The organism is Methanoplanus limicola DSM 2279 (assembly GCF_000243255.1).
Lineage (GTDB): Archaea > Halobacteriota > Methanomicrobia > Methanomicrobiales > Methanomicrobiaceae > Methanoplanus > Methanoplanus limicola.
This window is the reverse complement of record NZ_CM001436.1, coordinates 3,142,347-3,157,591: the sequence shown is the minus strand read 5'-3', so window position 1 is coordinate 3,157,591 and position 15,245 is coordinate 3,142,347. Positions and strand designations below refer to the sequence as shown.

Below are 15,245 nucleotides of genomic sequence, written 5' to 3'. Positions count from 1 at the left end.
ATTAATCTCCATAATTATTTTGGGTCCGGAAGTTTTTCCGGTCAGAAGATCTCCGTGAACATATGGTGTAAAAAAGGAGTCGGGTATTTTATTCCGGTAAATCTCTCACTCGGCATCGCTTCTGAAGGTCTCTTTCTCCTCATTTTTGATGGCTGATTCAAAGCATTCCGATGCCTCCCGGAATCTTCCGAGATATGTGAGGCATTTACCTTTTCTGTACACAGGAGCAGTGTCCCTGTGGTTTAGTTCTGTGCATTTCTCATATGCTTCAATTGCCCCTTCATATTTGCCTATGCACTCAAGTGCGATCCCTTTTCCAAGCCAGGCGTTTGAATCTTCTGTGCCGCCTTCAAGGGCTTTCTCAAAGGATTTTCCGGCTTCATTGTAGCGCCCTATATTTATAAGGAGCATTCCCCGTGCATTCCAGAGGGCGCTGCTTCTCTTTCCTGATCTTATTGCATTTTCAAAGCATTCGAGCGACTCTTCGTACAGTCCAAGTCTCTCAAGTGAGTTTGCTTTTATTACAAAGGCACCTGTAAGGTCGTGCTTCTCTTCAAGTATCCTGTCTGTGAACTTGATGGCCTTTTCGTATCCGCCCATATGCATCTGCGCAAGGGCGCACTGGAAGTAGCTCTCGGTGTCCGGTCCGGCACCTTCAAGGGCAGCACCGAACTGGACGAGTGACTCCTTGTAATGGCCGGAATTGAGGAGTGCTGAGGCCAGGCCAAGCCTTGAGAGGCGGTCTTTTCCGTCGGTCTCAAGAACCTTTGAAAACGCCTCCGCAGCCTCTTCGTAAGAGCCAAGCCTTGTCTGCATCTCTCCCCTTATTCTCCAGGCAGTCGGATTTACCGGGTCATGTGCCTCAATATTTTCGGCAGCTTCAACCGCGTCCTCATATCTGGCCATCCTGACGAGGAGTTTTGTGAGTTTTATCCATGTGTCTATATCTTTCTCATTGTCCTCAAGTACGGCTGCGTAGTGGCCTGCTGCAATTTCAAAGTCCCCTGCCCTCTCGCAGACTGATGCAAAGGCGAGTCTTGCTTCAGTATCGTCGCTCTCTTCCGTTTCAGTGGTGTCAATATATCTGGTGAAGGCATCTTTTGCATCCTGGTAACGGTTTGTGCCGGCAAGTGCAAAAGCCCTTCCACGCATTACTGCAACATTGTCAGGATCTCTCTGTGCAAGGCTGTCAAAGATCTCAGCCGCTTCGTTGTAATGGCCTCTTCTTGTGAGCAGAAGTCCGGTTTCGAGCATTATGCCGCGGTCCTCAGGCCTCAGTTCTGTTGCTTTTGCAAGTGATTTTACTGCCTTTTCATATTCGCCGGTCTTTTCAAGGGCAAGGCCAAGGTCTCTCCATCCAACACCGTCATCTCTGTTTGCCCGAACGTAATGTTCGTATGCTTTGGCGGCCTTATCGAATTTACCTAAGGATTTCAGGTCGGTTGCAAGGGCAAGGGCTGCTCCTGTTCTTTCAGGCTCCTCTTCAAGAACACTCATGTATATGCCGGCCGCTTCCTCGATCATGCTGTTTCTGTCCAGTATTCTTGCCTTCTGGATCTTCAGGGTGTTGTCCGGTTCAATAAGCTCAGAGAGGCTGATGATTGCGCTGAGTGCTTCCTCATAACAGCCGAGCAGTTCAAGGAGGTCAATATATTCCCTCCATGCAGTAATCCCGGCTTTTCCTGAATCTATTACGGGAGAGAGGCATGCGACAGCGTCCTCATATAAATTCATTGACATGAGAACTGATGCTTTTTTGGAGAGGGCTTCGATGTCATCCGGAAGTATTGTCAGTATCTGATCAAAGCTCTGCAATGACTCTTCAAAGAGGCCGAGTTTGATCTGGCTGTCTGCCCTGCCTTTCCACATCATTACATCGTTTTCGTCGATGTTCAGGGCAGAATCAAAGCATTCGAGGGCCTTTTTATAATTGCCTGTCTGGTATGTGGCAGTGGCCTTCTTCTCAAGGGAATCTTTCTCTTCAGGGAATTCAAGTATTATCTTGTTCAGGGCGTCAATCGCACCTTTGTAATTCCCTGTTGCAGTCCTGGAGTCTGCAAGGAGGCGCCATGCATTGTAGTCGTCCGGGTTCTTTTCCGTAATTGTTGCAAAGCATTCTTCTGCCTGTCTGTATTCTCCAAGGTGCATCAGTGCCTCACCCTGGATCATGAGCAGTCTGTGTTCCCTGATGTCTATTTTATGTTCATTGATGGTCTGGATCTTCTCTTTTTCAAAGAGGTTGAGTTCTCCGTCACTGCCGATCCAGTTCACAAACCCGGCATTGTTGCCCTCCATTACCTGTGAAAAACTGACTGCCGCTTCACTGTAGCGTCCAAGCCATGAGAGGCAGATCCCCCTGTGGTACCAGGTCGGCGAGTTTGAGGATGCTGATTTTAGTACATTGTCAAAGCATTCGACTGCCCTTGAGTACTCTCCTATCTGCTCCAGTGATATACCCATCATATGCCATGCCTGGATATTTTCAGGTGCCCTCTTTACGATAATCTCAAGTGCATGTGACGCTCCGGTGAAGTCGCCGTTCCAGTAGAGATCACACCCTCTTCTGAATGCCGCGGAGAGGTCATCGGGGTTTTCTGCCATTATTGTCCTGTAGATCTCCGCAGCCTCTGAATATTTTCCGCTTCTCTCCAGTATTCCCGCACGGCTGTATGCGGCTGTCAGGTCCCCGGGTGCGGCGGCCATTGCATTTGAATAAAAGATCTCCGCTTCGTCGTATTTATTCATAATCTCCAGGATATGTCCGGTTTTGATCATTGCCGTGACATTTCCCGGATCAAATCTGAACACTGCCTCATATGCCTCAAGGGCACGGTTCCAGTCAGATATCCGCATGCAGAGGTTTCCCAGGCGCTCCCTGAGTATAATATTGTTCTCATCCTTTTCGAGAAGTTTTTCACAGCATTCTGCTGCACCGGCAAAATCTCCGGTTGATTCATGTGCCTCTGCTTTTTTGTATATTACATCCGTAACTGACGGGTCCATTGAGAGTACCCTGTCATAGCACTGTACGGCCCCTTTAAAATCTCTCCTGTAATAGAGGGCGTTTCCGAGAGACTGCCATGCTGATATGTTATCCGGAGATGCAGCAACTGACCTTTTGAAAAATCTCTCTGCATCTTCATATTTTCCGGTGTGCATAAGGGCTGTTCCCATCTTAAAGCAGAGTTCTCCGTTTTCAGGTTCGATCTCTATAGCTTTTTCAAGGTCCCTGGATGCTTCTTCATATCTTCCCTGCTCAAAATGCGCTGAGGCTTTGTCTATCCAGGGGTTTGGGTTGCTCCCCTGGCCGATTAATTTGTCAAGAAATGCCATTTCTTCTTCCAGACTCCGGTTATGTTATTTACATTATATGGCGGAATTTCTTTTCATGCAGTGCCCGGTTTCCGGATAATTCCTTCGCACAGGTCATGCGGGACCTTTTCCGGCTGCCTGAATCTGCACCATACCTGAAATTCCGGCAATATCATAGAAATTTATTATCAGTTCTGTTATGTTAATATTAGTGCATATTATTATCTTCTGATTGATTTTTCATGTCTGACAACAGGCCGGCTCTGCCGCTCCGGCAGAAATAACAGTGTCAGTTTTTTATGGAGGCGGGGTTTTTTCCTTTACCCGGCAACCGGTTTCTCCTGGCTGATATAATGACAGGCAGATTTCCGGTGAAGAATAGGCACCGGTTCGCTATAATTTTGGCTGCATAGAAGTCCGGTGTGGATGATAATTATCCTGTGATGTAATAACAGCTATAAAAGAGCACTTCAGTTACATGAGGAAAAATGGATCTGCAAAACCATGTGGTCTGGGGAAGACCAATTGGGGGTTATGGTTTTACATCTCCGGGTGATTATCCCGGCATTTGATTGGGGGGATATGAGGGTTAATTAAAACGTTAAATGATGATGGGGGTGTTTGGGGATTGATCATGGGGGTGTAACGAATTATAACCATCTGTTTTGCCGGTAATCGGATATGTGATTAAATTTTAAATTAATAATCACCCTGTGCATCCTCATGCACAATTATTCGTGGGTGTTGTTACTATTTAAATTTATCTGGATCTGATGATCCAATCCTCTTATCCATTGTATTGTCACTGGTGATGTATTATAACATAGTTTTAATATCTCTAACATTCAGTTTTATATTATGGAATCAGAACCCTCGGAGCTACCGGCAATTCTGGAGATTTTAAAGGAAAATCCTCGTGGAATGTCCGTTAGGCAGATTTCCGAGGCAATAGGGATGAACAGGGTCACTGTGGCGCGTTATCTTGATGTACTGCGGACGTCAGGCCGTGTTGAGATGGTACCCTATGGTCAGGCAAAAGTTTATTTCTTATCTCACCGCGTCCCCATAAGTGCTCTGCTTGACTTTTCATCAGATTATGTTATTGTTCTCGGTAATGACAGAAAGATAGTTCATGCTAATTCAAAGATGCTCGAACTTTTTGATTTAAAGCTTGATGCTCTCTCCGGAGTATATATTGACGATCTGATGTCTCCGGATAATGATGAAAAGAACCTTGCTCCTTTTATAGATGCTGCTCTTTCAGGCCGCGAGGTTATAGAGGAGATCTGCATACAGAAAGGTAATACAGATATCTGTTTTGAGATGAAGATAATTCCTGCTGTATTTGAAGATGGTGCACCAGGTCTTACAATAATATTTCATGATATTACAGAGAGGAAGAGGACAGAGGAGATGATACTCATCCAGCGTGATCTTGCCTGGCAGCTCTCTGCCACACAGTCATTAAGTGTTGCTCTTCCGCTCTGCATAAGAACGGCCAGGTATATCCTGAATATAGAATCAGGCGGTGTTTATCTTCGGAATGGAGATTCTGGTGATTTTGAGCTTGTTTATTCTGAAGGGTTAAATGATCTCTTCAGGACAAAGATTAGCACAATCAGTGCCGGTTCGCGCCTTGGAAGGGATATAATATCCGGCAGGCCGATTTACGGAAAGAGTACTGATATTAAATTCGGAGAAGGTACTGATGATATTCTGGGTATGACCGGGCTGAAATCACTTGCAATCATACCCCTGCCTGACAACGGAAAGGTTATCGGGTGCTTCTCACTTGGATCGTACATTCCTGATGATTACAGTAAATTCAATAAACGTGAGATCGAAACACTTGCAACTTATATCGGCAGTGTAATTTCAAGAATAAAGACGCAGGAAGACCTCAGGCTCAGTGAGAAGAAATATAAAACGCTCTTTAATTACTGTGAAAATCCCGTTTTTGTACATAATTTCAGGGACAATATAAAGGAACCCGGCCGGATAATTGAGGTGAACAGTGCTGCCTGCAACGGGTTTGGCTACAGCAGAAATGAACTGTACAATATGTCAATTCTGGATCTTGACTGCCATTTAAGCGAAGAGGACTTAATGTCAGTTATTGAAGATCTCAAGCAGGAGAAAGTTGCAGATTACAGAACTATATACCGGAATAAGGGGGGTGAGGAAGTGCCTGTAAGTGTCAGGTCTCATCTCTTTGATTTTGATAAAAATTCTGTAATTCTCAGTGTTGCAAATAAGAATGTTCTGTGATGCCGGTTTTTTTACCCGGGTTCTCAAAAAATCTGTTTTTAGTGTCTGTTTTTTTAAAAATGTATTCGCTGAAGGATAACTGACATGAAAAGAAACCTTGAGGATATTCTGTTGTCCACCGGAGAGATGGGTCATATGGAGAAACTTCTTTTATTCCGGAGTTCTGCTATGAAAGATGCTTCTGCCGACAAAATCCTGAATGAAGTTATCCATCCTACTCTTGAGGATCTCGAATTCTTTCTGCGCTATTATGTTGTGAGGGATTATTCTGAAAAGAGACTTAAGGAGATAATCTCAGAATGGATAGATGCACAGATAAAAAAAGGATGAGGTGTCAGATATTTTTCCGGCTGAAAATCCTGGTTATTTCTGACTTGCTGCGTGGCCGGAACCTCTGAACGTTTCCTCTTATGACGCTTATGCTTCTTTAAGTTTCAGAATTATCTTAAGTCCCTCTCTGTGATCTCCGGGAACTCTGTCTGTAACTTCCATGCTCCCCCCAAAGGATTTCATTATCATATCTGCGGTTGCAAGCCCAAGACCCCTGCCTCTTCGTGAATCAGACCCTTTCTGAAATCTTGCAAGTACTGTCTTTTTAATTCCGTCATCAATGCCGGGACCGTTGTCGCTTATGGATACATTTACTGTTCCGTCCCTCTTCTCTGCATTTATGCAGATCTTTACGCCCTCTCCGCCGTATTTTATACTGTTTTCAATGACTATGTCAAGAACATCTGTCAGCATTTCGTCCGCTTTTACACTTATTTTCTCCGTCTCTGCTTTAATATCTGCACCTTTATGCCTCTCTGCCGCTTCCCTGACTGCCAGACCTAAATTCACCGGACGGCAGATCCTCTCTCTGTCGTGGATTGTTCTGATCCTTGAGACATTCTCGATAATACTGGCACTATGCCTTATTCCTGAGAGCATCTTATCAAAGAGCGGTCTCTCTTCTTCAGATACACTTTCTGCCAGGAATTCTGCATAACCGAGTGCTGCGGTATTTGCATTGTTTATATCATGGGTAAGTATGTCGAGGTAGAGGTTTGACTTACTGTTCGCAGTGCAGAGTTCGGAATTGAGTTTTTCTATCTCTTTTTTTCTGCTGACACTATCTGTAATGTCATTTAAGGTCAGAATAACATCATCTTCCGAGAGAAGTGATGCACTTATAAGGCCGTAATTCAGGTTTTCCTTCGCGGATTCCATCTCATAATTTTCAACCGTTCCTGATCTGTCTATCTCTGTAAGTATTCTGTTGTAGTTTTGATCGCCCACTATTTCAGAGAAATTATCTGTATCTTCAGGGATATCCCATGAACTTATTATATCTGTGAATTTATGGTTTTTTTCCGTAATTTTGCCGGTATATCGGTTAATAAGAGCAATTCCACCCTCTGAATTCTCAAATATTCCGGAGAACTTTATTTTGTCTTTTTTTATCCTGTCCGATATAACCGAGACTGTTATGGATATGCTGACATATACATAAAACTGCATTGTGGCCGAGACGATGCCCTCAATTCCCGGATATTCTGCTGCATAGATGATGAATACATATGCGGCTGAGATTAATGTTGAAGCGAGAACACCTTTTTTCGGGAAAAAAAACGAGATCAGGATTATCGGAAAATACAGTATGTGAGATACAACTATTGTAACATTGTCAAAGAAGAGAAGGTATGTTACCTCCATTATAAGGAATAAAGCAACAACTACTCCTATTGGTGCCCATTCCCAGATTATTTCCTTTTGTTCCTGACTATAAAAGGAATTTATCATAGGCTAAATGTAGGGAAAAGAAGTATAATAAGGCTTTTAATGTGCTATATTTCTGTAAATATTTTAAATTTCCGTGACGGTTCAGCCGGAAATTTCTGAACCGGTTTTTATATTTTCCATTTTTTACGGGTATATTCGGCATATGCGGCAAGGCCTAATATGCCGTCTGTTGAGGGGTGCACTTCCATAATTTCCGCAATATCTCCGGTTTTAACACCATTTTCTATCATATATGCAAGGTATGCACTCACCGGTCCTGATGCAGGTGTGCCGAGGTACATGCCGCAGATTTGACCGTTCTCTTTACTGTATTCAATCAGTGCCTGCCCTGTATTTCTCTCAGGCACTGACCAGAACGAACCGGGACCTGAAGGTGCAGGCATTGCCATCTCCATACATTCATCAGGTTTTTGTGAGCAGAAGGAATGCTCATATCTCAGTTTTACAGACTGGGGAAGTATGGCCGGGACTTTTTTTGGGGTTCTGCCAAGCATCGCATCCGCAGCAATGCTCCCTTCTGCCCTTGCAACCGGGGTGAGGTAAGGGCCGCCTGTGACGTCCCCTGCGGCAAATACTCCCTTTACCGAGGTCTCCATTTTTTCGTCAGTAATTATTGCACCGTTTTCCCTCTTCTCCGGGCCATGTATCATTGCTGAATTTGGTATAAGTCCGGTGGCGAATAAAACGGCATCTGTCTCTATATGAACTCCGGAATCTTTCAGAAGTATTCCGTCTGCCCGTCTATCTCCTGTAATCTCTGCCGGTGTGGCATTCTCAGTTAATTTTACACCCTTCAGGTCTTTTAAGGCACTCTCAACGCCTTTAAGCGGCATGCCTTTTAAGAAGCCGCTTCTTGCAATAATATCCACTTCTGCTCCGAAAGAAGAGAATATGTAAGCGTATTCAGCGGCAATAACTCCCCCACCGATGATACAAATTCTCTCCGGAATATCTTTAAGGCCGGGAATTACCGTATGAGGGTTATATACTCCCTTAAGTTCCGCACCGGGAATTTCCGGGACAAAAGGTTTTGAGCCGGTTGAGATGAGCATCTTATCCGGGTAAAGGGTCTCCTTACCGGTATATACCTCAGGGCAGTCAACCTCCGCTTCGGCATTCCGGATCTCTACGCCGGCATTCTCCGTCTCCTTTTTAAGGATTCCGGATATTGTGGCATGTATCTCAGTCATCCGGCTGACGGCGTCCGGATAGCTGACTGATGTCTCTCCCGATATTATGCCGAGTTCCTTAAATCTTCTGCTCTCATCCAGATGCTTTGCGATGTCATTTAAGGCGCATATGACCATACATCCCTGGTGGAGACACTGCCCCCCTAGAGGGCCTCTCTTCTCTATCAAAATTACTTCTTCGCCTTCAGATGCAAGTTTGATCGCCCCGTACCTGCCCGCAGGGCCGCCGCCGATTACAGTTATCATCTTTTCATCTTACCTGTCTTTTCAGAAGAGTTCTACTCCGTCATCCATAGGTTCTTCGAGGAATTCTCCGGTAAATGCATTGATCTCAACGATTTTATCCCCGCGAATCTGTATGACCGGAAGATAGACGAGCATAATTTCGGTTGAGACTGTCTCCTCATCCGGTTTTACTTCCTTATCCTCGTAATATATTGTATCCCCTTCAGTTGTGCTCACCCTGACGCTTTTTGTCAGTTCCTCCACGAAATCCTTTCTGATCTCTTCTTTTATCTCTTTTTTGCTGACGTGGGGCTGGACTATTTCAGCAGATTCCGGGACCCTTTTCTCCTCGACGACACTGAAATTCAGTTCCTCATCATCTGCGGGAGATTTTTTTCCGGAAACTGCATTTACAAGCCCGAATACTTCCGAATTGAAGTCAATAATGTGGCTTTTGTATCTTTTTTCTCCGCTGCTCCTGCATTCGTAGAGATAATGGGGTATATAGAGCTTCTTTAGTGTCCCTTTAATCCCTGCAATACGCCTGGCTTTCTCGTCACTGATTCTTGACGGCAGAAGCGGGAGTTCAGGCGCATATTCGTCAGGTTCGTCATATTTTTCAGATCCGGAAGAATAAGGTTTATATTCTGCCTTTTTTTTGTCTGCTTCAAATCTGAGTGCCAGATTTTCATTAAGCACATATGCAACGACTGCCTGCCCGGAATACTTTGCAAGGTCCTGGTATGACCATATGGTGCAGTTCTCCGCATGCACATTGTTATTCATTGTGAATACTATCTTTCTGCACTCTTTTTTGCCGGATTCCAGCTCTATGCGGAATTTTTTATTGTTGAAATTATCTATCCGGTCTTCATCATCCGAGCATAATACAACAATACAGTCATCATCAGTATATGCAGAGAGATCGATCTGCTCATTCCCTTCTCCTGTCTCATATCCTGCACTGTTCAGGATATCACTTATGGCTTTGACTGCTCTTTCCCTGATCATTTATATCCTATCTTGATTTGAAACGGAATTATTGTTTCTGTTGAATATGAAAAAAAAGTACTAACTACTGATGCATTCGGCAATGTGCTGTTTTGTGATGTGGCTCGTTATGTAATACCAGTATGTATTGAAAAAGCGTACAAATCCGTTTGATTCTGAGAAGAGGGCGTTTGCCCTGTCATCCGGAGGGTCCATAGATACAAGAACCTTTGAATCATCGACTATACAGATGCCTGCATATTTTCCTTCAAGTTTCATCTCAGGTTCAATATCTTTCTTAACAATCCATATTTTGCAGTTTTCCGGTATTTTACCCTTCCACTCGTTTGTAATGATGGTTGCAGATGCCTTTCTCTCCTTAGAACTGAGTATATCTCTCAGTTCCCTGCTGATTATGTCATATCCCAGTATCAGTCTGATCTCGCTCTCTGCTTTTGTGATTATCTCTTTTGTTTTTGCAGTGATATTTTCATTGCCGTAAATTGTCCATATCAGTTCCTGATGTCCTTTTTCATGCGCCTGCCTCCTCTCATAAATCTCATCTAATGCCTCTTTTGCATTCTCAGCATCTTTTTTTATATTGCTTAGAAGGGTTTTTATTGCCTCATCCGGACATGCAGCAGAGAATCTTTTAGGGGTTGTATTTGATACTACTGTGATATTTTTATTCAGCAGTTTATCAAGTGCTGGATATACGGAAGCACGCGGTACACCTGATATTTCATGTATTTCGGTTGCTGTTGCCCCTTCATACCGCAGCAGGGCTATATACACAAGGGCCTCGTATTTTGTAAGTCCAAGGGATTTTAGGGATTTTGTTATTTCGGAGGTCTTCTCCAGAGAGTCGTTCATTAGCATAACCATATATATGGCTGACTCTATTTAATGTTGTCACAAAAATAACAACAAGTGTTGTGTTAATAAAAATTATTGAGGATAATCGTAAATGAAGCTAAAATACCTATTATTTGCCTGTCTTATTGTTGCGGCATGTGTGATTATGCCGGCATCAGCAGGTTCAAAATACCTCTCCGGTGAACCTGAGATCAGCCTGGCAATATCAGGCACAAATGAATATTCCCCCGGGGATGATGTTACACTGACTGTGTCTGTCCAGAATTCCGGGATGAAAAATGTGAAGATCATTCAGTCAGATATCGTTGACCGGGATGACAATCCGGATACTGCAAAGATGGTCAATGTCGGCATTGATTCCGGTAAGGCTCCGGTTACAATAAAGTCCGGTTCACAGATGATCGGAGACATTGCCGGCGGTGCGACAAAGAGCGTCTCATTTAAGATGGAAGTTGACAGATATGCAGAGGACGGAGAATATAATCTGATAGGGGTTGTAAAATACAAATATCTCTACTTTGCAGAGCAGTCAGGCACAGATGCCATCACTTACTACTGGAAGGATGTAACCGAAGAGATCCCCCTTAAAATAACAATCAAGCCTAAAATTGTGATTGATGTCTCGGATGTCAGGACTGATTCGATGAATGTCGGCACAGAAGGTTACATAACAATGAATGTGAAGAATACAGGGTATGAATCCGGCAAAAATTCCGTCATTAAACTATCACGTGCCGGAACAAGCGCTGTAATTCCTACAGACTCAAGTGTGTTCGTCGGCGATTTCGCACCCGGAGATGTGAAGTCTGTAACCTTTAAGGCATCAGTTTCAGAGAATGCCGAGGCAAAGAATTACCCTGTTCTTGTATCTGTCGATTACAAGGACTCTGACGGAAAAGAGCAGACCTCCGACTCTGAGACTGTCGGTGTTGATGTAGGCGGAAAGATCGACTTTGAGATAGTCTCACCAACGACAGTCCTTCAGGTCGGAGAGAAAGGCACAATTGAGATCGAATACAAAAACACGGGCGCTGCAACGGCATACAACGCCAAGGCACGCATCAGTGCGGTTGACCCGTTTACAAGCAATGACGACACCGCATATCTCGGTGATCTTGCGCCGGGGGAGACTGCAACCGGACGTTATGAAGTCACTGTCGATTCAACTGCAACTGTTAAAAACTACGGGATTGATTCTGAGATAAGGTATCGTGACTCACTTGACAACTCACAGATCTCTGATTCAATGAAGGCAGAAATTGAGATTACAAAGAAGTCAGGTATGTCAGTTCTCACAAGCCCTATAGTCATTACTCTTATACTTTTTGTCCTGATCGGGGCAGGGTATTTTGTATTTAAACGTAGAAAGAATTAGTAATGGATATGATCAGGGATATTCCTCTCCCAAAACCTGATATCAGGTCCACAGAGGATATGAGGTCTGTTCTGTATAATGCGGCGGATGCAGAAGAGGACAGACCCCTTTATTTTATGTACCGTGCTCTTTCTAAGAATGAAGATGATGCTGAGTGGCTCATTTCACATAAAATAAGATATGATATTACAGAAATTCCTCCGGGGGAGATTGGCGGGGAATATGTAAAGACAAAAGGCCATTATCATCCTGATGCACCTGACGGGTTTGGGTATCCTGAACTGTACCAGGTCCTCTCCGGAAGTGCACATTACCTCCTTCAGAAGAAGGACCTCTCGGAGTTTATTCTGGTATGTGCACTGGCAGGTGATTTTGTTCTAATTCCTCCCGGTTACGGGCATGTGACGATCAATCCCGCGGATGAGACTCTTATTATGGCAAACCTTGTATCTGATAACTTTTCCAGTGAATATCAGTTTTATGAAGATATGCACGGTGCTGCATGGTATGAGACAGAAGAAGGATGGATTAAAAATCCTGCCTATGATAAAGTTCTGGAACTTAAAGTCCTGGAGAGGCCAAAGGAATATCCTGAGTACGGTATTATCCGCGGCAGGAATATATATGGCCTTATAGGGACGGATTACCTGGAATTTTTAAATAAGCCGTCCCTTCTAAACGGAAACAGAAAATTTTTCTGATTATACCGGAAAAATCTGCTTTTTTTAAGGGCGGTTTTTTGGCTGCCGGAAGTTTAAATCATTCTGTTTTCAGGAGATTTGGAGGGCCTGTGCGCTTGTGGGCCGCTTTTTTGATAAGCTCAAGTATTGACTTTTCTTCTTCATTTTCAGGCATATAGCTGTTTGCCTCAAGATTTTCTATGGCCCTGTCTATGGAATCGTATGTGTGTCCGATCTCATCCTCATCAGACTGCCCTTTATACAACCCTGCTGAGGGTTTTTTGTCGATTATCGCCTGCGGAACACTGATCTCAGATGCAACAGCCCTCACATCCTTCTTTAAGAGATGGAGCAGCGGCTGAATGTCTGCCGAATCATCGCCGTGCTTTGTTGAGTATCCAAGCATGTATTCGCTTCTGTTCGATGTCCCGCATACGAGGGCACTGTCCCGGTTCGCAAAATAGTACAGGGCTGTCATCCGGATTCTTGCCATGAGGTTGCCACGGAGGTAGTCTGTCTCCTCATATCCGGTTAATGTCTCAAAGGCCTTCTGTATCTCAGTTATAGGGACAACTAAGAAGTTTATGCCGAACTTCTCGCATAGTGCCCTTCCGTCCTCAATATCCTCTTTAGGAGTTACATCTGAAGGGAGCATATAACCATAGACATTCCCTCCGCCTATTGCTTTTGCAGACAGCCCGGCTGCCACTGCCGAGTCTATCCCGCCGGATATTCCTATAACTATTCTGCTTTTTCCTGCCGACCAGATCGTATGCCTGATCATATTCTCAATCTTCTGGCATTCACAGGATATGCATTCCTCATTCATTTTAATCACTCTCAAGAATATTCATAAGTTTTTTCAGTGAAACAGAACTGCCAAAGGCAATAACTGAATCTCCTGTATATATCTCTTCGTTCTCATCCGGCCTTACAACCGAATGGTTCTCCCCCTCTATGCCGATAATCTTTGTCCCTGTGAGTTTTTTAACCCTTCCGACTGTGTATCTTCTCCTGCCTTCTCTCTTCTTCATAACAACTCTCTGCCCGCCCGGAAGATCAATTAAGACAGATACCCTGTTTTTAATCACAATGTCTGCTGCAAACTGCCCGCCCATCGCAGGCAGAAGTGCAACATAGTCAGCACCGGCCCTGTACAGCTTATCAACCGATTCCGGGTGATTTGCCCTTGCAAGTATGTGGATTTTGGGGTTCAGATTTCTTGCAAGGAGGGTTGTGAATATATTGGCCTCGTCGTCGTTTACTGCTGCTACAAGGACGTCCGCTTTTTCTATATTTGCGGTCATTAGAATTGATTCATCCTCTGCATTGCCCTGTATTCCAAAATCTTCTTCAATATCTCTGTCTATTACAACCGCATTAACTCCTGATGAGTTGAGATTTTTATAGATAATTTTGCCGACATCCCCATAACCTGCAATTATTGCGTATTTCTCCGGGTGAAATGAGCATGCAAATTCTTCATCCAGAAGCCTCTGTATGGATTCCTCCCTTCCGGCAACGACAAGGGCGTCTGATCTCTCAAGCGGGACATCCTCTCCTGAGAAAGCATAAAACATTCCTTTCTTCCATAAAAATACAGGGTACACTCCGTATCTGCTGAAGAGATTTAATTCCTCTATCGTGCGGCCTAATGCAAAACAGCTCTCAATTACGGGGATATATACCAGTTTCAGGGGATTTTCCTCCCTGATGGATACAGAGGTGCCATCACGCCTTGAGGTCTCATATATGATGTCAATGACCGGTGTATTTGAGGCGTGCCTGCTGAAGATATTGCCAAGGTAGTTCTTGGGAGAGATGACATAATCCGCACCGGCGTAGATTAGGTACCTTTTGTATTCGAGAAAGTCAATGATCGCCGTGATCTTTGCCTCTGTCATCTCCCTCATGCCAAGTATGGTGGTTGCGGCGGTCTTCTCGTCCGTACTGATGATTATATGGGAGGCATCTGCGGCATGGGCGGATTTCCAGGTATTGTGCCTGTTATATTCTCCGAATATTACTCTGACTGATTTTTTGTACCGGTTCATTGCGTCCAGTGCCTTATTCCTGTCACATTCAAGAAGGACCACCGGAAGTCCTGACATCATAATCCCGTCCACTACGGACTTCGTGATCTCATTATGTCCGACAATGATTACATGGCTGGAGATCTTTCCTGTGATGGCCGATGGCGGGACAGGCTGAAGAATATCCTGGAGATAGGGTGCGATGGCCGCCGGGATTATCATAAGGACGGTAAAAACGCCGGTTGCCATAATGAAAATGAGTATAAGTATTGTGATCTGGTTCTCAACCGGAAAGAAGGTCACAAGGTCATAACCTACCGTTGTCATCGTCTGGACGACAAAAAGTGTTGATTCGGCAACTGTCAGGCGCTGATTTTCAAGGACCGGTATTGCATAATAGAGAAGAAGCGTATATGCGACGATCTGGATGATCAGAAGTTCGGTATAAAAAAATACCTTCCTCTTGTAATAGTGGTTCTTTAAGAGGTTATAGAGGCTGAATCTCTTTGACATA

11 protein-coding genes are annotated in these 15,245 nt (G+C 44.2%); 4 read left to right on the top strand and 7 right to left on the bottom strand.

Annotated elements, in window-relative coordinates; genetic code table 11:
• Nucleotides 1–105 precede the first annotated feature (105 nt).
• Complete coding sequence (locus METLIM_RS15035) at nt 106–3,333, bottom strand: tetratricopeptide repeat protein (protein ID WP_004079772.1); 3,228 nt, start codon at nt 3,331–3,333, stop codon at nt 106–108.
• An 837-nt stretch (nt 3,334–4,170) separates the two neighbouring features.
• On the opposite strand from METLIM_RS15035, the gene METLIM_RS15865 reads away from it, so the two are divergent.
• Together METLIM_RS15865 and METLIM_RS15025 are read left to right on the top strand one after the other, a co-directional pair.
• A complete protein-coding gene (locus METLIM_RS15865) occupies nt 4,171–5,580 on the top strand; it encodes a PAS domain S-box protein (protein WP_004079771.1) in 1,410 nt (469 codons plus the stop codon).
• Between the two features lie 84 nt (nt 5,581–5,664).
• Complete coding sequence (locus METLIM_RS15025; RefSeq protein ID WP_004079770.1) at nt 5,665–5,910, top strand: hypothetical protein; 246 nt, start codon at nt 5,665–5,667, stop codon at nt 5,908–5,910.
• Between the two features lie 87 nt (nt 5,911–5,997).
• On the opposite strand, the gene METLIM_RS15860 is transcribed toward METLIM_RS15025, so the two are convergent.
• From METLIM_RS15860 to METLIM_RS15005, 4 genes are all read right to left on the bottom strand, one after another.
• The gene (locus METLIM_RS15860) at nt 5,998–7,362 is read right to left on the bottom strand and encodes a sensor histidine kinase (RefSeq protein WP_004079769.1); all 1,365 of its coding nucleotides are present in this window, start codon (nt 7,360–7,362) and stop codon (nt 5,998–6,000) included.
• A gap of 107 nt (nt 7,363–7,469) precedes the next feature.
• Complete coding sequence (locus METLIM_RS15015) at nt 7,470–8,798, bottom strand: FAD-dependent oxidoreductase (protein WP_004079768.1); 1,329 nt, start codon at nt 8,796–8,798, stop codon at nt 7,470–7,472.
• A 21-nt stretch (nt 8,799–8,819) separates the two neighbouring features.
• Nucleotides 8,820–9,788: a hypothetical protein gene (locus METLIM_RS15010; RefSeq protein WP_004079767.1), complete on the bottom strand. Its 969-nt coding sequence runs from the start codon at nt 9,786–9,788 to the stop codon at nt 8,820–8,822.
• 60 nt (nt 9,789–9,848) lie between these two features.
• A complete protein-coding gene (locus METLIM_RS15005) occupies nt 9,849–10,640 on the bottom strand; it encodes a TrmB family transcriptional regulator (protein ID WP_169312409.1) in 792 nt (263 codons plus the stop codon).
• A 94-nt stretch (nt 10,641–10,734) separates the two neighbouring features.
• Between METLIM_RS15005 and METLIM_RS15000 the strand changes: the two genes are divergently transcribed.
• Complete coding sequence (locus METLIM_RS15000) at nt 10,735–12,018, top strand: COG1361 S-layer family protein (RefSeq protein ID WP_004079765.1); 1,284 nt, start codon at nt 10,735–10,737, stop codon at nt 12,016–12,018.
• A 2-nt stretch (nt 12,019–12,020) separates the two neighbouring features.
• A complete protein-coding gene (locus METLIM_RS14995; RefSeq protein WP_004079764.1) occupies nt 12,021–12,719 on the top strand; it encodes a glucose-6-phosphate isomerase family protein in 699 nt (232 codons plus the stop codon).
• Between the two features lie 58 nt (nt 12,720–12,777).
• Here METLIM_RS14995 and nadE read toward each other — a convergent pair whose 3' ends face one another.
• Nucleotides 12,778–13,527, bottom strand: coding sequence for an NAD(+) synthase (gene nadE / locus METLIM_RS14990; RefSeq protein ID WP_004079763.1), 750 nt, complete (start codon nt 13,525–13,527; stop codon nt 12,778–12,780).
• A gap of 1 nt (nt 13,528) precedes the next feature.
• Nucleotides 13,529–15,244, bottom strand: a complete 1,716-nt coding sequence (locus METLIM_RS14985; protein WP_004079762.1) for a potassium channel family protein — start codon at nt 15,242–15,244, stop codon at nt 13,529–13,531.
• Nucleotide 15,245 lies beyond the last annotated feature (1 nt).